The organism is Streptomyces sp. NPDC003034 (assembly GCF_053591375.1).
In genome coordinates, this window is record NZ_JBSFTS010000001.1 from 181332 (window position 1) to 199675 (window position 18344).

The 18344-nt window shown below is 72.6% G+C and carries 12 protein-coding genes; 8 read left to right on the plus strand and 4 right to left on the minus strand.

The genetic code is table 11. The features are described from left to right. Positions 1–28: 28 nt before the first annotated feature. Positions 29–1537, plus strand: a complete 1509-nt coding sequence (gene guaB / locus ACWDX7_RS00950) for an IMP dehydrogenase (protein WP_451488928.1) — start codon at positions 29–31, stop codon at positions 1535–1537. A 260-nt stretch (positions 1538–1797) separates the two neighbouring features. Continuing rightward, complete coding sequence (locus ACWDX7_RS00955; protein ID WP_451488927.1) at positions 1798–2922, plus strand: GuaB3 family IMP dehydrogenase-related protein; 1125 nt, start codon at positions 1798–1800, stop codon at positions 2920–2922. A 77-nt stretch (positions 2923–2999) separates the two neighbouring features. Here the strand turns inward: ACWDX7_RS00955 and ACWDX7_RS00960 are convergent, their stop codons facing one another. The 3 genes from ACWDX7_RS00960 to ACWDX7_RS00970 all read right to left on the minus strand — a co-directional run bounded on the left by ACWDX7_RS00960 (position 3000) and on the right by ACWDX7_RS00970 (position 4806). Next, on the minus strand, positions 3000–3317 hold the full coding sequence (locus ACWDX7_RS00960) for a type II toxin-antitoxin system PemK/MazF family toxin (protein WP_451488926.1): 318 nt from the start codon (positions 3315–3317) through the stop codon (positions 3000–3002). Further along, positions 3314–3514: a hypothetical protein gene (locus ACWDX7_RS00965; RefSeq protein WP_451488925.1), complete on the minus strand. Its 201-nt coding sequence runs from the start codon at positions 3512–3514 to the stop codon at positions 3314–3316. Before ACWDX7_RS00965 ends, ACWDX7_RS00960 begins: the two co-directional genes overlap by 4 nt. A gap of 62 nt (positions 3515–3576) precedes the next feature. Next, the gene (locus ACWDX7_RS00970) at positions 3577–4806 is read right to left on the minus strand and encodes a nucleotide sugar dehydrogenase (RefSeq protein WP_451488924.1); all 1230 of its coding nucleotides are present in this window, start codon (positions 4804–4806) and stop codon (positions 3577–3579) included. Between the two features lie 288 nt (positions 4807–5094). On the opposite strand from ACWDX7_RS00970, the gene ACWDX7_RS00975 reads away from it, so the two are divergent. The 6 genes from ACWDX7_RS00975 to ACWDX7_RS01000 all read left to right on the plus strand — a co-directional run bounded on the left by ACWDX7_RS00975 (position 5095) and on the right by ACWDX7_RS01000 (position 17244). Beyond that, complete coding sequence (locus ACWDX7_RS00975) at positions 5095–6801, plus strand: glycerol-3-phosphate dehydrogenase/oxidase (RefSeq protein WP_451488923.1); 1707 nt, start codon at positions 5095–5097, stop codon at positions 6799–6801. Between the two features lie 251 nt (positions 6802–7052). After that, positions 7053–9140: a serine/threonine-protein kinase gene (locus ACWDX7_RS00980; RefSeq protein ID WP_451488922.1), complete on the plus strand. Its 2088-nt coding sequence runs from the start codon at positions 7053–7055 to the stop codon at positions 9138–9140. Positions 9141–9218: 78 nt separating this feature from the next. Next, a complete protein-coding gene (locus ACWDX7_RS00985; protein ID WP_451488921.1) occupies positions 9219–11822 on the plus strand; it encodes a protein kinase in 2604 nt (867 codons plus the stop codon). Between the two features lie 125 nt (positions 11823–11947). Next, positions 11948–13633, plus strand: coding sequence for a serine/threonine-protein kinase (locus ACWDX7_RS00990; protein WP_451488920.1), 1686 nt, complete (start codon positions 11948–11950; stop codon positions 13631–13633). Positions 13634–13785: 152 nt separating this feature from the next. Further along, a complete protein-coding gene (locus tag ACWDX7_RS00995) occupies positions 13786–15417 on the plus strand; it encodes a succinic semialdehyde dehydrogenase (protein ID WP_451488919.1) in 1632 nt (543 codons plus the stop codon). Between the two features lie 9 nt (positions 15418–15426). Beyond that, positions 15427–17244 carry a GMC oxidoreductase gene (locus ACWDX7_RS01000; RefSeq protein WP_451488918.1) on the plus strand — a complete coding sequence of 606 codons (1818 nt, stop codon included), beginning with the start codon at positions 15427–15429 and terminating at the stop codon, positions 17242–17244. 548 nt (positions 17245–17792) lie between these two features. Here ACWDX7_RS01000 and ACWDX7_RS01005 read toward each other — a convergent pair. Further along, complete coding sequence (locus tag ACWDX7_RS01005; RefSeq protein ID WP_451488917.1) at positions 17793–18050, minus strand: chorismate mutase; 258 nt, start codon at positions 18048–18050, stop codon at positions 17793–17795. Between the last annotated feature and the right edge of the window lie 294 nt (positions 18051–18344).

Sequence of the window (18344 nt, forward strand, 5' to 3'; positions counted from 1 at the left end):
GCTGAGCAAGACCATTTGGGAAGGTGTCATGACTGACAGCGGTTCGACTGGAGTGCCCGACAAATTCGCCACGCTCGGACTGACCTACGACGACGTGCTGCTGCTGCCGGGCGCGTCGGACATGTCGCCGGAGGCGATCGACACCTCCTCCCTCATCTCGCGCAACATCCGGGTGAACGTCCCGCTGCTGTCCGCCGCCATGGACAAGGTCACCGAGGCCCGCATGGCCATTGCGATGGCCCGTCAGGGCGGCGTCGGCGTGCTGCACCGCAACCTCTCCATCGCCGACCAGGCCAATCAGGTCGACCTGGTCAAGCGCTCCGAGTCCGGCATGGTCACCGACCCGATCACGGTGCACCCGGACGCGACGCTGGGCGAGGCGGACCGGCTGTGCGCGAAGTTCCGTATCTCCGGTGTCCCGGTCACCGACGCGGCGGGCAAGCTGCTCGGCATCGTCACCAACCGCGACATGGCCTTCGAGTCGGACCGCAGTCGCCAGGTGCGCGAGGTCATGACGCCGATGCCGCTGGTCACGGGCAAGGTGGGCATCTCCGGTGTGGACGCGATGGAGCTGCTGCGCCGCCACAAGATCGAGAAGCTTCCGCTGGTCGATGACGCGGGCATCCTCAAGGGCCTCATCACGGTCAAGGACTTCGTCAAGGCCGAGCAGTACCCGAACGCCGCCAAGGACGGCGAAGGCCGCCTGCTGGTCGGCGCGGCCGTCGGCGTCGCCGGTGACGCCTACGACCGCGCCCAGGCCCTGATCGAGGCGGGCGCCGACTTCATCGTCGTGGACACGGCCCACGGGCACTCCCGGCTCGTCGGCGACATGGTCGCCAAGATCAAGTCGAACTCGGGCGTCGACGTCATCGGTGGCAACGTCGCCACCCGCGACGGCGCCCAGGCGCTCATCGACGCCGGCTGCGACGGCATCAAGGTCGGCGTCGGACCCGGCTCCATCTGCACCACCCGCGTGGTCGCCGGCATCGGCGTCCCGCAGGTCACCGCGATCTACGAGGCCGCGCTCGCAGCGAAGGCCGCCGGGGTCCCGGTCATCGGCGACGGCGGCCTCCAGTACTCGGGCGACATTGCCAAGGCCCTGGTCGCGGGCGCCGACACCGTGATGCTCGGCTCGCTGCTCGCGGGCTGCGAGGAGTCCCCGGGCGAGCTGCTCTTCATCAACGGCAAGCAGTTCAAGTCCTACCGCGGCATGGGCTCGCTCGGCGCGATGCAGTCCCGCGGCGAGCAGCGCTCGTTCTCCAAGGACCGCTACTTCCAGGAGGGCGTGGGCGGCGACGACAAGCTCATCCCCGAGGGCATCGAGGGCCAGGTGCCCTACCGCGGCCCGCTCTCGGCGGTCGTGCACCAGCTGGTCGGCGGCCTGCGCCAGTCGATGTTCTACGTCGGCGGGCGCACCGTCGCGGAGCTGCAGGAGCGGGGCCGCTTCGTCCGGATCACCTCGGCGGGGCTCAAGGAGAGCCACCCGCACGACATCCAGATGACGGTCGAGGCGCCGAACTACTCCCGCAAGGGCTGAGCGGACGGCGCAGTGCGACGGCGGTGAAGGGCGGTCCCGGGCGAACCGGGCCCGCCCTTCCCCCGTACGTGCCCGTCTTTCCCGTGCGGGCCCGCCGGGGCTACCGTCGGGGGCCGCCGGACCCGCCGTTCGCGGCCGCCCGTGGTGGGCCGTGACGGCCCGGCCGCGCGCGAGCGGCGTCCGTACAGCGGTCACCGGAACGCGGCCCCCCGGGGTTCGGGGATACTGGACGGGCAGACCCACAGGAAAGGCCACCACACGTGACTGAGATCGAGATCGGGCGCGGCAAGCGCGGCCGCAGGGCGTACGCGTTCGACGACATCGCCATCGTCCCGAGCCGGCGGACCCGGGACCCGAAGGAGGTCTCGATCGCCTGGCAGATCGACGCGTACCGCTTCGAGCTCCCCTTCCTGGCCGCCCCCATGGACTCGGTCGTCTCGCCGCAGACCGCGATCCGCATCGGCGAGCTCGGCGGCCTCGGCGTGCTGAACCTCGAAGGCCTGTGGACCCGGTACGAGGACCCGCAGCCGCTGCTCGACGAGATCGCGGAGCTGGACGAGGCGTCCGCCACCCGCCGTCTCCAGGAGATCTACGCCGCGCCGATCCAGGCGGACCTGATCCGCCGGCGCATCAAGGAGGTGCGGGACTCGGGCGTCGTGACGGCCGCCGCGCTCTCGCCGCAGCGCACCGCCGAGTTCTCCAAGGCCGTCGTGGACGCGGGTGTGGACATCTTCGTGATCCGCGGCACCACCGTGTCGGCCGAGCACGTCTCGGGCGCCGCTGAGCCGCTGAACCTCAAGCAGTTCATCTACGAGCTCGACGTCCCGGTGATCGTCGGCGGCTGCGCCACCTACACCGCGGCCCTGCACCTGATGCGGACCGGCGCCGCGGGCGTCCTGGTCGGCTTCGGCGGCGGCGCCGCGCACACCACGCGCAACGTGCTCGGCATCCAGGTCCCGATGGCGACGGCCGTCGCGGACGTGGCCGCGGCCCGCCGCGACTACATGGACGAGTCCGGCGGCCGCTACGTGCACGTCATCGCGGACGGCGGCGTGGGCTGGTCGGGCGACATCCCGAAGGCCGTCGCCTGCGGCGCGGACGCCGTCATGATCGGTTCCCCGCTGGCCCGCGCCACCGACGCGCCGGGCAAGGGCAACCACTGGGGCATGGAGGCCGTCCACGAGGACGTGCCGCGCGGCAAGAAGGTCGACCTCGGGACCGTGGGCACCACCGAGGAGATCCTCACCGGTCCCTCGCACAGCCCCGACGGCTCGATGAACATCTTCGGCGCGCTGCGCCGCTCGATGGCCACCACGGGCTACAGCGAGCTCAAGGAGTTCCAGCGGGTCGAGGTCACGATCGCGGACTCGCAGCACAGCCGCTGATCGCACGGACGCGCACGCCGGAGGGCCGGCACCCCGCTCGGGGTGCCGGCCCTCCGGCGTCGTCCGGGCGCACCGGCTCAGAGGCCCAGGTACAAGGTGACGGCGTGTTCCACTTCCGCCATCTCGAAGTGATGGAGGAAGTGCACCGGGTCGCCGTGGATGTATGACACGTCGACGGTGCGGATCTGATCGACGAGGAGGCGCGTCAGAACGCCTGCGAGTTCCAGTTGCGGCCGGAACGCGGCCTGCTGGGCGCTGGTCGAAGCGGGGATGACCGTCGCCACGTTCCAGCGCATGGAGCTCGGGCTGAGCACTAGTCCGTACCGCTTGCCGCGCTGTTCATGCCCGCGCTTGGCGTCCCCGAAGTCGACCCGGTAGACAGCACCCCGGATCACCAGGCGTCCGCTTCGTCGCTCAGATCCTCGTCGGCGAGACGCTCGGCGTCCGCGCGTGCTGTGGTGAGCCATGCTTCGCGCTCCAGCAGTCGCAGGGCCCGCCGGATCACGTCACTCGTACGCTCGCCCTCGCGCATGGCGGCAGCGATGATGCGCTCGTCCTCCTCGGTGGGCCGAAACCCTATGGTCGTCGCCATACCGCCAGCCTACCGCCGTGTGCAACATCCGTCCAACGTATGTTGCACAGCGGCGGTAGTGGTCAGAGGCGGTGGGCCGCGCCCGCCGGACTGGCTCCGCGGGTGTCGAGCAGCAGTTGGGCCTTGACCGCGAGGCCCTGCATGTCGTAGGTGCGGTGGTGCTGGAGCAGGATCGTGAGGTCGGCGTTGGCGGCGGCCTCGTACAGCGACTCGGCGCGCGGGACCGGCCGGTCCCGGACCCGCCAGCCCGCGATGTAGGGGTCGTGGTAGCTGACCAGCGCGCCGAGGTCGAGCAGGCGGCTGGCGATCTCGCAGGCCGGGGAACCCTCCTGGTCGGCGAGGTCGGGCTTGTACGTGACCCCCAGCAGCAGGACGCGGGCCCCGCGGGCCGATTTTCCGTGCTCGTTCAGCAGGGTGGCGGAACGCTGGATGACGTACTGGGGCATCCGCGTGTTGATCTCCTGCGCCAGGCCGACCATGCGCAGGGGGTGACCCGGGGTGCGCGTGGTGTGCGGGAGGTAGTTGGGGTCGAGGGGGACGCCGTGGCCGCCGACTCCCGGGCCGGGGCGGAAGGCCTGGAAACCGTACGGCTTGGTCTCGGCGCAGCGGATGACGTCCCACAGGTCCACGCCGAGGTCGTGGCAGAGCACCGCCATCTCGTTCATCAGGGCGATGTTGACGTGCCGGTAGTTGGTCTCCAGGAGCTGTACGGTCTCCGCCTCGCGCAGGCCGCGGGCGCGGACCACCTTCTCGGTGAGGCGGGCGTAGAAGGCGTGCGCGGACTCCGTGCAGGCGGGGGTGAGGCCGCCGATCACCTTGGGGGTGTTCGAGATGCCGTGCGTGCGGTTGCCCGGGTCGAGGCGGCTGGGGGAGTAGGCCAGATGGAAGTCCCGGCCGGCCCGCAGTCCGGAGCCCTCTTCGAGGATCGGGCGCAGGTAGTCCTCGGTGACACCCGGATGGGCGGCGGATTCGAGGATCACGGTGGTGTGCGCGCGCAGGCGGGCGGCGAGCGCGCGGCCGGCCTCGCCGACGGCGGTGAGGTCCAGCGCGCGATCGGCGCCGAGCTGCGTGGGGGCGCAGATGACGGCGGTGCGCACCCGGCCGAGCTCGGCGGGGTTGGTGGTGACCCGGAAGCCGGCCGCCGACATGCGGCGGATCTCGGCGGCGGTGAGGGTGGAGTCCGTGACCGGACCGCTGTCGTAGCCGACCGTCTCGATTCCGGCGGCCACGGCCGCCTGGGCGAGTGGCAGGCCGAGATGGCCGAGTCCGATGACGGCGAGATCTGCGGGCATGGGGGTGCCGTCCCTTCCCTGACATGAGGGGGCTGCCGCGCAAGTCCTCCGGGGTTCCTCCGGCCGAAGTGTGGGGGAACAGGGGAGCTGGCGCAATGTCAGACTAGGCGTATATATGACAGATATGTCGCATTCTGAGGCGGCGGTCGCCGTTGTGTTGTCCACAGGCGGTGGCTGATGTGGGTGCGGGCGGTCAGAATCATGAACGGGGAATGTGAGCGGGATCACCCGTGGACGCGGGGATCCGTCGCACGACGCGGGGATCACCCGCACCAACGGGAGGCAGCCGTGAGGACAGCGACACTGGGACCGGCGCAGCGCGCCGAGGCCCTCGCCCGGATGGCCGAGCGGGAGCTGGACGTACTGGTCGTGGGCGCGGGAGTGGTCGGTGCCGGCACCGCGCTCGACGCGGTGACCAGAGGCCTCGCCACCGGTCTGGTGGAAGCGCGCGACTGGGCCTCGGGCACCTCCAGCCGGTCGAGCAAGCTCATCCACGGCGGCCTCAGATACCTGGAGATGCTCGACTTCGCCCTCGTCAGGGAGGCGCTGAAGGAGCGCGGGCTGCTCCTGGAGCGGCTGGCGCCGCACCTCGTGAAGCCGGTGCCGTTCCTGTACCCGTTGCAGCACAGGGGCTGGGAGCGGCTCTATGCCGGCTCGGGCGTCGCCCTGTACGACGCGATGTCGGTCTCCAGCGGTCACGGGCGGGGGCTGCCCCTGCACCGGCACCTGTCGCGCAAACGGGCCCTGCGGGTGGCGCCGGCGCTGCGCAAGGACGCGCTGGTGGGCGCCCTGCAGTACTACGACGCCCAGATGGACGACGCCCGGTACGTCGCCACCCTGGTCCGCACGGCGGCGGCGTACGGGGCGCACTGCGCCAACCGGGCGAGGGTGATCGGCTTCCTGCGCGAGGGCGAACGGGTGGTCGGCGCGCGGGTGCGGGACGTGGAGGGCGGCGGCGAGTACGAGATCCGCGCGAAGCAGATCGTGAACGCGACGGGGGTGTGGACGGACGACACCCAGGCGCTGATCGGGGAGCGGGGGCAGTTCCACGTGCGGGCCTCGAAGGGCATCCACCTGGTCGTACCCAAGGACCGGATCCATTCGAGCACCGGACTGATCCTGCGGACCGAGAAGTCCGTGCTGTTCGTCATCCCGTGGGGGCGGCACTGGATCGTGGGCACCACCGACACCGACTGGGACCTGGACAAGGCGCACCCGGCGGCGTCGAGCGCGGACATCGACTACCTGCTGGAGCACGTGAACTCCGTGCTGGCCGTGCCGCTGACGCGCGACGACGTCCAGGGGGTCTACGCGGGCCTGCGGCCGCTCCTGGCCGGGGAATCGGACGCGACGAGCAAGCTCTCGCGCGAGCACACGGTGGCGCACCCGGTGCCCGGGCTGGTGGTCGTGGCGGGCGGCAAGTACACGACGTACCGGGTCATGGCGAAGGACGCGGTCGACGAGGCGGTGCACGGGCTGGACCAGCGGGTGGCGCAGTGCGTGACGGAGGACGTGCCGCTGGTGGGCGCGGAGGGCTACCGGGCGCTGTGGAACGCGCGGGCCCGGATCGCCGCGGGGACGGGGCTCCATGTGGCGCGGGTGGAGCACCTGTTGAACCGGTACGGGGCGCTGACGGAGGAACTGCTGGACCTGGTCGCGGCCGATTCCGGGCTGGGGGAGCCGGTGTCCGGGGCGGAGGACTACCTGAAGGCGGAGATCGTGTACGCGGCCTCGCACGAGGGCGCGCGGCACCTGGACGACGTGCTGACGCGGCGGACGCGGATCTCGATCGAGACCTTCGACCGGGGGACGCGGTCGGCGCGGGAGTGCGCGGAGTTGATGGCTCCGGTTCTGGGCTGGGACGAGCAGCAGATCGAGAAGGAGGTGGAGCACTACGAGAAGCGGGTACAAGCGGAACGTGAATCGCAGCGCCAGCCGGACGATCAGACGGCGGACGCGGCGCGGCTCGGAGCGCCCGACATCGTTCCGTTGTAAGTCCGGGATGCGGAAGGGGGAACCACGGACCCGGGGGGTCCGTCCGTTGCGTAGTGAGGAACAATGAGGGTTCTGCCGGGGAGGGTTACCGTGCACCCCGGCCGCTGCCGGGGCAGCCGGAACGGGCGGCACGATCGCAGAGGGGACGCATGTCGAAGCCGGAGCACATCGAGCCGCCTGTGGCGAAGCCCGAGGCCCAACCGCCTGCCGAACCGCCTGCGTCGAAGCCCGCGGTGGAGGGTGCGTCGCCCGTGACGGCTGATGCGGAGCCCGAGGGTGCGGAGCCCGGGGAGAAGTCTGGCGGGGCGATGGCCGGGTTGGAAAAGGCCGAGTCCGGCGTGGACGGTGCGTCGCCCGTGGCGGCTGATGCGGAGCCCGAGGACGCCAAGTCCGACGCCAAGGCCGGGGTGGGTGCGGTCAAGGATGAAGGGCGGCTGCTCGCCGGGCGGTACCGGTTGGGGGACGTGCTCGGCAAGGGCGGGATGGGCACGGTGTGGCGCGCCCAGGACGAGACCCTGGGGCGGACCGTCGCCGTCAAGGAGCTGCGCTTCACCGGCGGCGTCGACGAGGACGAGAAGCGCCGGCTCATCACCCGTACCCTCCGTGAGGCCAAGGCCATCGCCCGGATCCGCAGCAGCGGCGCGCTCACCGTCTACGACGTCGTGGACGAGGACAGCCGGCCGTGGATCGTGATGGAGCTCATCGAGGGCTCCTCGCTCGCCGAGTTCGTACGGGAGAACGGCCCCCTGACCCCGCGCCGCGCCGCCGAGGTCGGCCTCGCGGTGCTCGACGTACTGCGTGCGGCGCACAGCCAGGGCATCCTGCACCGGGACGTCAAACCCTCCAACGTGCTCATAGCCGGCAACGGCCGCGTCGTCCTCACCGACTTCGGCATCGCCCAGGTCGAGGGCGACCCCTCCGTCACCTCCACCGGCATGCTCGTCGGCGCCCCCTCCTACATCTCGCCCGAGCGGGCCCGCGGTTACAAGCCCGGTCCGCCGGCCGACATGTGGTCACTCGGCGGTCTGCTCTACGCCGCCGTCGAGGGCGTGCCCCCGTACGACAAGGGGTCCGCGCTCGCCACGCTCACCGCCGTGATGACCGAGCCGGTGGACCCCCCGAAGAACGCCGGTCCCCTGACCGAGGTCATCTACGGGCTGCTCGCGAAGGATCCCGCCCAGCGCCTCGACGACAAGAGGGCCCGGGCCATGCTCACGGCCGTGCTGAACGCGCCCGAGACGGCCACGGCCCCCGTCCTGGCCGCGGCCGCCGAGAAGACCCGGCAGGTCTCGCTGGCGGACGCCCAGGAGGCCGCCGAGAAGGCCGCCGCCAAGGCCGCCGCGGACAAGGCCGCCGAGAAGGCCGAGAAGGCGGAGAAGAAGGAACGCGAGCGGCGGGAGCGCGAGCAGCGCGAGCTGGCCCGCGCCGCGCTGAAGTCGGCCCGCAAGGCGGCGGCCGTCGCTGCCACGGCCGCCTCCACCGCGCAGGCGCCCCCGTCCAAGCGGGCGCCGGTCGCGGCCTCGCTCACCGATGTCGTGCCGCGCCGGACCATCGCACTGGCGATAGCCGGCGTCATCGTGGCCCTCGCGGTGATCGGCTCGCTCATCGCCTACGCGGTCAGCGGCGAGAAGACGGACGGCCGCAAGGACGAGGGCAAGGGCGGCCCGAGCCAGGGCGCCCCCTCCGTGTCCGGCAGTGCTTCGCCGGGCTCCCCGGGCGGAACCGGGCAGTCCCCGAACCCCGCCCAACCGGGCGCCAGCGCGGGCGGTGAGTCCGGCCAGGGCCAGCAGACGCCCGGCGCCGACCAGGGCCAGAACCAGGGTCAGGGACAGGGACAGAGCCAAGGTCAGGGCGTCCCTCCCGGCGCTCCGGGAGCCGGACTCCCGGCCGGATACGCCGTGGTGACGGACGCCGGGTTCCACTTCTCGATGGCGATGCCCGAGGGTTTCAAGCGGACCGGCACGGCGGGCAAGAACTCCGGCGGCATATACAGCAGGGACGGCGGTTTCCCGCGGATCCAGGTCGACCACACCAGCAAGCCGGGCGACGACGCCCGCGCCGCCTGGCTCGCCCTGGCCCCGGCCGTGGCCTCCAGCAGCACGGGCTACCGGCTCATCTCGATCGAGCCGAGGGACTACCGGGGCTATCCGACCGTCGCGGACTGGGAGTTCGAGCGCGAGCAGGACGGCATGAGGGTCCGGGTCCTCAACCGCGGCTTCAAGATGGACGCGACGCACGGCTACGCCATCATGATCAGCTGCGCCGCCGACCAGTGGGACGGCCCCGAATGCACGCAGATGCGCACCACGGCATTCGAGACCTTCCAGCCGCTGGGCTGACCCCGGGACGCGGGCGGCCCGGGAGACGTATCGTGTCAGCGGGGCCATGGGGGGCCCACCGCACTCGGGGGAGGCGATGTGGAGGACTACGCGGGCCGGATCCTGGCCCACCGCTACCGTCTGCCGCTGCCGCCCTCGGACGACTTCGAGCTGGTCGAGACGCGGGCCTTCGACACGCGCAGCGGGCAGGAAGTCCTGGTACGGCAGGTGCCGTTGCCGGAGGTCGTGGACGCCGAGCTGCTCGACGGTGACCGGGTCCCGGCGGCGGGGGGCCGCTCGGCGGCGGACCTGCCGGCCGTGCGCCGCGCGATCGAGGCGGCGCAGGCCGCGGCGTCGATCCCCGACCATCCCCGGCTGGACCAGGTCTTCGACGTGTTCGCCGAGGGCGGGTCCCTGTGGATAGTGAGCGAACTGGTCCCGGCCAGGCCGCTCGCGGCCCTGATCGCCGATCAGACGCTGACCCCGTACCGGGCGGCGGAGGTCGCGTCGGACGTGCTGACCGCGCTGCGCGTGCTGCACGCGCACGGCTGGACGCACCGCAACATCACCATCAGGACCGTCCTGGTCTGCGATGACGGGCGCGTCGTACTCACGGGCCTGGCGGCGGGAGCCGCCGAGGAAGCCTTGTGCGGTTACGACCCGCTCCCGCCGAGCGCGACCGGCGGCGAAGCGGCGGCGGGCTGGGGCGCCGTCCCCGGCCCCACGCCGCCGCCCTCCGGCCAGGAGCCGGGCGGCGGTCCGGGAGTCGACGCGGCTGCCGCGCCGGGCGGCAGGAGCGGTCCCGGCGCGGGCACGGCCGTACGGGATCCTGCCCTGCCCGCGGATACCGGCCGGGACGGCGGCGGCTTCGGCCCGGCCGGGCCGCACGGCGGCGGTGCGGCGGGCGCGGAAACCCCCGAGTACGCGCCGCTGGTGGCTCCCGGCTACGACACCGGGTCCCGGTACACCGACCACATCACCCCCGGGCGGCCCGAGGAGCGGCCCGACACCAAGGCCGCCGCGCGCGCCGGGGCCATCGCGGCCTACCGGGCCGGGGCGCGGGCCGCCGCCGCGCGGGTCACCGAGCAGCGCGGGGCCGGAGCCGATCCCGGGCCGGAGCCGCGGCCCGAGGGGTCGGCCCTCCCGCAGGGGTACTCGTACCCGTACGGCGGTCCGCGGACCGGCGGCGCCGCGCCCTGGCACGGGACGACCCCGCGCCGCCAGGCCGCCCTTCCGGCGGCGGACCAGCACCCGGAGCCCGAACCCGGGCCGGAGCCCCGTCCGGAGCAACACCGGGGACCCCGGCACCCGGAGCCGGTGAGCCCGCCGGCCCACTCCGCCCACCCGGCGCTGCCCGCCCAACTCGCCCTGCCCCGGGGCTACCGCCAGGCCGAGGCCCAGGGCACGGCCCCGGCTCAGGCCCCGGCTCCCGCCCCGGCTCAGGCTCAGGCTCCGGTTCCGGCTCCGGTTCCCGCCAGCGGCGGCTGGGCCGGCGGCCCCCGGACCGGCCTCGACGCCGAGCGCGCCCGGCAGACGCGCATGGCCGTCGTCGGGGCCGTCACCGAGCGCTGGGCTCCCGAACAGGCCGGCCCCGTGCGGGGGCACTGGCAGCTGGCGCCCCCGGTGGGGCCCGCCACCGACCTCTGGGCGCTCGGCGCGCTGCTGTTCCGCGCCGTGCAGGGCCATGCCCCGTATCCGGAGGACAGCGTCGCCGAGCTCGTCGAGATGGTGTGCGCCGAGCCCCCCGCCTTCGCGGAGGAATGCGGAGCACTGCGCCCGGTCGTGGAGTCGCTGCTGCGTCAGGACCCCACCGAGCGCCCGGACTTCGAGGAGCTCCGCGGCTGGCTGCGCTCGCTCGTACGCTCCGCCCCCGAGCCGGAGGGGGCCGGTTTCGTCATGCTCCCGATGGCGGACCCGGATCCGGCGCGGCTGCCCGTCGTCCGCAGGCGCGGCGATCTGCACGGGCGCCACCGCAATCCGACGTCACCCCGCAAGCCCCGCGCCCTCGGCCTGACCCTGCTCCTCGGCATCCTGGCCCTGCTCGCCGGGGCGGTGGCGTACGCGGTGCTGTTCATGCCCCGCTCCGCGCCCGAGGGTCCGGGCGGATCCGCCGGGACCCCGCAGGGGCAGAGCCCGGCGGGCAGCCCCAGCGCATCCGCCAACGCCCCCACCGGAACACCGGAGTCCAGGCCCGCGCCGCAGACGGCCTCCCCCGCCACCCTCCCGGCCGCCTCCTCACCCGCCGCCCCGGCTCCGCCCGGCTACACCGCCCAGCAGGATCCCGAGCACTTCGAGATCGTGGTCCCCAGCGGATGGGAGCGGCGCGGCATCAACGAAGCCGGTCAGGTGCGGTACACCGACGGGCAATTCGTGCTGACGGTCGTCCCCGGCCGGGACAAGGTCGAGGGGAACCCTGACCCGGCGGCCTACCAGAAGGACAAGGAGCAGGAGCTGAGCCCGTACCGCACCTCCACCTGGTCCACCGTCAGCGAGGTCAAGAGCACCAAGGTCGGCCAGCAACTGCGGGCCACCGGCAAGTACACGTGGATCGACGGCACCGGCCGCAACGTCGTGGCCCGCAACTACGTGGTCGCGCTCGGCGGCAGCTATCACGTCGTCATCGTCACCGGCCCGCAGGACGAGGACGGCAAGGTGACCGATGTCTTCGAGAGGGCCACGGCCAGTTACCGGGCGGGTGGTTGAGCAGCGGCTGACGGGTGCTCAGTACGGCAATTGCGTCACAGTGCTGTCTCACCGCGCCCGCTTGGTTCCGGCAGCACCCGAGGGCTCCGTAATCTGGCCCGAAGTGCACAGAGCGGCGGGGTTTCGTGGAACAGCAGACAGGTGCGGGCGCCGTGCTCGCGAGCCGGTACCGGCTCGTCGAGTCCATCGGCAGAGGCGGCATGGGCAGAGTGTGGCGCGCGCATGACGAGCTGCTGCACAGGACGGTCGCCGTCAAGGAACTGACGGCGGGCCTGTACGTGGCCCAGGCCGACCGGGAGGTCCTGCACGCCCGGACGCAGAAGGAGGCCCGGGCCGCGGCGCGGATCCAGCATCCGGCGGTCGTCACCGTGCACGACGTACTGGAGCACGACGACCGGCCGTGGATCGTCATGGAGTACATCGACGGCCCCTCGCTGGCGGACGCGGCCAAGGCGGCCGGGCGGATAGAGCCGCGCGAGGCGGCCCGGATCGGGCTCCACGTGCTCGGAGCGCTGCGTGCCGCCCACGCGGTCGGTGTCCTGCACCGGGACGTGAAGCCGGGCAACGTGCTGCTGGCCAAGGACGGCCGGGTGCTGCTCACGGACTTCGGGATCGCCGCGATCGAGGGCGACTCGTCCATCACGCGCACCGGCGAACTGGTCGGCTCCATCGACTACCTGGCGCCCGAGCGGGTCACCGGCGGGGCTCCCGACCCCGCCTCCGACCTGTGGTCGCTGGGCGCCACGCTCTACACGGCCGTGGAGGCCCGCTCGCCGTTCCGCCGCACCTCGCCCATCTCCAGCCTGCAGGCCGTGGTGAACGAGGAACTGCCGCCCCTGCGCCAGGCCGGCGTACTGGGCCCGGTCATCACGGCCCTGCTGCGCAAGGATCCCGCCCACCGGCCCTCGGCCGGGGAGGCCGAGCGGATGCTGCTGGAGGCGATGGAGGGGCGGGAGCCGAAGGCGGCGCAGGCGTACGTACCGACGCGGGCGCTGACCGCGCAGGAGCTCTCCCGGGCGCAGGGGCCGAGCGCTCCGCCCGCCGAGGCCGCGGAGCAGGTGCCTCCGGCGGCGTCCGCCCCGTCCGCGTCGGCGTCCGCGCAGACGCCCGCACCCGGGCCCGCGCATGCAGCCGATTCCGCGGACCACGCCCGGGGCCGGATCCGGCGGGCCGCCGCCGTGGCCCTGGTGGCGGCGCTGCTCGGTGGCGGCGGTGTCTTCGGGGTACTGAAGTACACCGGCGGGGCGGGCGCGAAGGGCTCCGACAAGAGCGCGAGCGCGCCGGACGGGCAGGCGGACGGTGGCGCCGGGCAGCAGCCGGGCGGTGCCGCCGACGCGCGTCCGGCGGCGGCGGCGCCGGCGGGCTGGCGGAAGGTCACCGACCCGGCGGGCTTTAGCCTCTTCGTCCCGGACGGCTGGACGCGCCAGATGGACGGCAATCAGATCGACTACACCCCGGACAACGGGAAGCACTTCATCCGGATCGCCGTCGACAAGCAGCCGGACTTCGAGAACCCGTACACGCACCTGCTCGATCTGGAGAAGCAGGTGCGCCTGCGGATGGACTACAAGCGGGAGCGGCTGAACCAGAACACCTTCCGGGACACCGAGAAGGGCGCGCTGTGGGAGTTCACCTGGACGGAGAAGGGGACCCACGCCGGCCCGCGACGGGCCATCGAGCAGATGTACATCGGCCCGGACGGCGCCGAGTACGCGGTGTACATGTCGAGTCCGGCCGCCGACTGGGCCACGACCCGCCAGCAGTTCGACATCGTGCTCAGCGGCTGGGAGCCGCCCGCGGGAGCCCACTGACCGCCGCGGCGTCCTGATCCGACGACCCACCTCGTCCGCGACCCACCTCGTCGGCGACCCGCCTGATCCCGCCAGCGATCACTGGCGGACATGGCAAAATCCGGTTACCCACGGGTACCCAAAGCCCCCTCCGGCGCAATACGCTCACCGCCATGACGGACTCGCAGGCCCCCGCCGCCCCCCTCCGCGCCACGCCACAGCCCACCAACCCGGTCGCCCCGGCCCCGGCCGGCGCCCGCACCGCCGCCGACGTGGTGACTCCCGACCTCGTCGCCCGGCTGACCCGCGGAGTGATCGGCTCCGGCCGCACCGCCAATCACGCGCCCTTCACCGGGGACGTACTGGCCGAGCTCCCCGAGGCCAACCCCGAAGACGTCGCCGAGGCCTTCGCGCGGGCCCGCGCCGCCCAGCCGGCCTGGGCGGCCGTCCCCGTACGCAAGCGGGCAGCGGTCCTGCTCCGCTTCCACGACCTGGTCCTGGCCCGGCAGGCGGAGGTCCTCGACCTCATCCAGCTGGAGACCGGCAAGGCCCGCCTGCACGCCCACGAAGAGGTCCAGGCGGTAGCCGTCGGCGCCCGCCACTACGGCCGCAAGGCCCCCTCCTACCTGCGCCCCAAGGGGCACACCGGCGCCATACCCACGCTCACCAAGGTCACCGAGCTGCGCCAGCCGCGCGGCGTCGTCGGCCAGATAGCCCCCTGGAACTACCCGCTGGAGCTGTCGGTCGGCGACGCGCTGCCCGCCTTCGTCTGCGGCAACGCGGTCGTCATGAAGCCCGACACCGAGACCGCGCTGACTGCCCTGTGGGCCCGGGAGCTGCTGATCGAGGCCGGGCTGCCCGCCGAGGTCTTCCAAGTCGTCCTCGGCGAGGGTCCGGTCGTCGGCCCCGAGGTCGTCCGCCACGCCGACTACGTCTCCTTCACCGGCTCCACCCGCACCGGCCGCGAGGTCGCCCAGGGCGCGGCCGCCCGCCTCGTCGGGGTCTCCCTGGAGCTCGGCGGCAAGAACGCCATGCTCGTCCTGCACGACGCCGACATCGAGAAGGCCGCGGCGGGCGCCGTCCGCGCCTGCTTCTCCTCCGCCGGCCAGCTGTGCATCTCCATCGAGCGGCTGTACGTCCACACCTCGATCGCCGACGCCTTCGTGGAGCGGTTCGCCGCCCGGACCAAGGCCATGCGCCTGGGCAGTTCCCTCGCCTACGGCGCGGACATGGGCTCGCTGGTCGGCGAGCGCCAGCTGGAGACCGTACAGCGGCACGTGGACGAGGCCATAGCCAAGGGCGCCACGCTCGTCGCGGGCGGGACCGCGCGCCCCGACATCGGCCCGCTCTTCTACGAACCCACCATCCTCGACGGCGTCGAGGCGCCGATGGCGGTGTGCGGCGAGGAGACCTTCGGCCCCGTCGTGTCCGTCTACCGCTTCACCGACGAGGACCAGGTGATCGCGGAGGCCAACGCCACCGCCTACGGCCTGAACTCCAGCGTGTGGACCAAGGACGCCCGCCGCGGCCACGCCGTCGCCGCCCGCCTGCGCACCGGCACCGTCAACATCAACGAGGGCTACGCCCCCGCCTACGGCAGCGCCCAGGCACCCATGGGCGGCATGAAGGACTCCGGCCTCGGCCGCCGCCACGGCTCCGAGGGCATCCTCAAGTACACCGAGGCGCAGACCGTCGCCCATCAGCGGCTGCTCCCGATGGCTCCCTCGCTGGGCATGGACGACGAGAAGTACGCCGCGTTCATGACCCGCAGCCTCCAGGTCATGAAGGCCCTCCGACTGCGCTAAGGGGTATCCGTGCCGCACGACGACGCATACGAGGACCCGCACGGCGACGCGTACGACTACGACGTGATCGTCGTCGGATCCGGCTTCGGAGGATCGGTCTCGGCGCTTCGCCTCACCGAGAAGGGCTACCGGGTCGGCGTCCTGGAGGCGGGACGCCGCTTCACCCGCGAGAGCCTGCCGAAGAACAGCTGGGACCTGCGCAACTACCTCTGGGCTCCGGCCCTCGGGCTCTACGGGATCCAGCGGATCCACCTGCTCGGCCAGGTGATGGTGCTCGCCGGCGCCGGGGTGGGCGGCGGCTCCCTCAACTACGCCAACACCCTCTACGTGCCGCCCGCCCCCTTCTTCGAGGACCGGCAGTGGGCGTCGATCACCGACTGGCGCGAGGAACTCGCCCCGTACTACGACCAGGCCAGGCGGATGCTCGGGGTCAGGCTCAACCCGACGATGACCCCCTCCGACGTCCACCTGAAGGCGGTCGCCGAGAAGATGGGCGTGGCGGACTCCTTCCACATGGCCCCGGTCGGCGTCTTCTTCGGCGACGGGAAGGACGCCGAGGGGCACGCGAAGGTCCGGCCCGGCGAGGAGGTCGCCGACCCGTACTTCGGCGGCGCGGGACCCGCCCGCACGGCGTGCACCGAATGCGGCGAGTGCATGACCGGCTGCCGGCACGGCGCGAAGAACACCCTGAACGAGAACTACCTGCACCTCGCCGAGCGCGCGGGCGCCGTCATCCACCCCATGACCACGGTCACCGCCGTCCGCGAACACCCCGACGGCGGCTACCGGGTCGCCACCGTCCCCACCGAAGCCCGCCGCAAGGGCCCGGTCAAGGTCCTGCGCGCCGCGTACGTGGTGCTCGCTGCGGGCACGTACGGCACCCAGACCCTGCTGCACACCATGAAGGACCGGGGCGACCTGCCCCGCCTCTCGGACCGGCTCGGCGACCTGACCCGTACGAACTCCGAGGGACTGGTCGGCGCCCTGACCGACGACCGCCGCTACCGCGCGCGGCACGGCGGTCAGGCGCGGGCGGACTTCACGCGGGGCGTGGCGATCACCTCCTCGGTGCATCCCAACGCCGACACCCACATCGAGCCCGTCCGCTACGGCAAGGGCTCCAACGCCATGGGGTTCATGACCGTCCCGCAGGTCCCCTACGGCAAGCACCGCGTCCGCGCCTGGCTGGCCAGGACCGTGCGGCACCCGGTGCAGCTGGTCCGGTCGCTGTCCAACCGGCGCTGGTCGGAGCGGACCATCATCGGCCTGGTCATGCAGTCGCTGGACAACTCACTGACGACCTACCGCAAGCCCGGCGGGATCGGGAAGGGCCTGCTGACCGCCCGCCAGGGCCACGGCGCCCCCAACCCGGTCCAGATCGCGGAGGCCACGCGGGCCGCGACCCTGCTGGCCGAGGAGATCAACGGCTTTGCGGGCAGTAACGTCGGCGAGCTGATGGGGACCCCGCTGACCGCGCACTTCCTCGGCGGCTGCCCGATCGGGGCCTCGGCGCGGGAGGGCGTGGTGGATCCGTACCACCGGCTCTACGGGTACCCCGGCATCTCGGTGGTGGACGGCTCGGCGGTTTCCGCGAACCTCGGCGTGAACCCGTCACTGACGATCACGGCGCAGGCCGAGCGGGCGATGTCGTACTGGCCGAACAAGGGCGAACGGGACCCGAGGCCTGATCAGGGCGGCGCCTACGTCCGCCTGGCCGCGGTCGCACCGGTCCGGCCGACGGTTCCGAAGGACGCCTTCGGCGCGCTGCGGCTGCCGTTCCTGGCGGTACCGGAGATCCCGCGGCGCGGTCCGCAGCCGGCGGAATGACGGCGGCGGGGTCTGCGCTCCCCCTCCGAGCGCAGAACCCGCCGCAGTACATACGTGACAGATGTTCAACCCCGATGGTTGTACCGGAATCCCGTCTGCCGGTCTGTGGTGTCGATCACATACCGAAAGGTGCAACGGTGACGGGCCGTCGGGGGACGGGGCTGCGGAGCACGGGGACGCGGCTGCGGTCGCGGGCGCGGTCGCGGGACGGCGGCGACGAGAACGGCCGGCCCGGGGCGTCCCCCGGTCCGGCCGTCTCTTTCAGGGGTGACCGGGCTGCTGTCCCCTGCCGTCCGGTCACGATGGAGCGAGGTCCCACGACGTACGCTCCGAAGGGGGGTGCACGTCTCATCGCTCCAGCGGAGCCACGCGTGGTGCTGCGGTCCCGCACCTGGCTGGCGCGGACACATGCACCAACGAAGCGCCCCGGGGGCGGTCACGGTCCGGACGAGTGACGAACGGCCGATCGTGTGCCGTGTGCCGTGTGCCGTGTGCCGTGTGCCGTGTGCCGGCTGCCGGGCCGAGGTCCGCGCCGGGCGCGAGGCGGCTCAGACTCGGCCGCGGCACAGTTCCAGCAGGGTCATGGCGAGGCTGGTTCCGGGCTTCCCGAGGGCGTCGCTCCAGTGCGACAGCACCTCCATCTCGCGCGACAGGTGCACCCGGCGGCCGCCGGAGGCGATCCTCGCGTCCTGGATGACCGCCGAGACGGCCATCCGCTCCTGGATCAGGCCGATGATGCGGTCGTCCAGGGCGTCGATGCGGGTGCGGGAGTCGGCGATCAGCTGCTCGGGGGTGGTGACGCTCATGGTGTTCGCTCCTGTGGTCGTGTCTGCGGGGTGGTGCCCGGGGCGGGGACCGACGGGAGCGGAAACGCGGAGCGCCCCGGTCCTGTCGGACCGGGGCGCTCTGGGAAGTCAGCGGCTCAAGCGAGCATCACGCGTACCCATGGCGACCGGACCGGCCGGTGCCATAGGTAAAGAGGAAGCTCAGCTGCTTGCGCATGGAGTGGATTATTGCCTTCCGTCCCGCTCCGTGCCAAGGCGGTTCGGATGGTGAGACGAAGGGGACCTGGCGTCCCCCGTTAGAATCGACAAAACAGC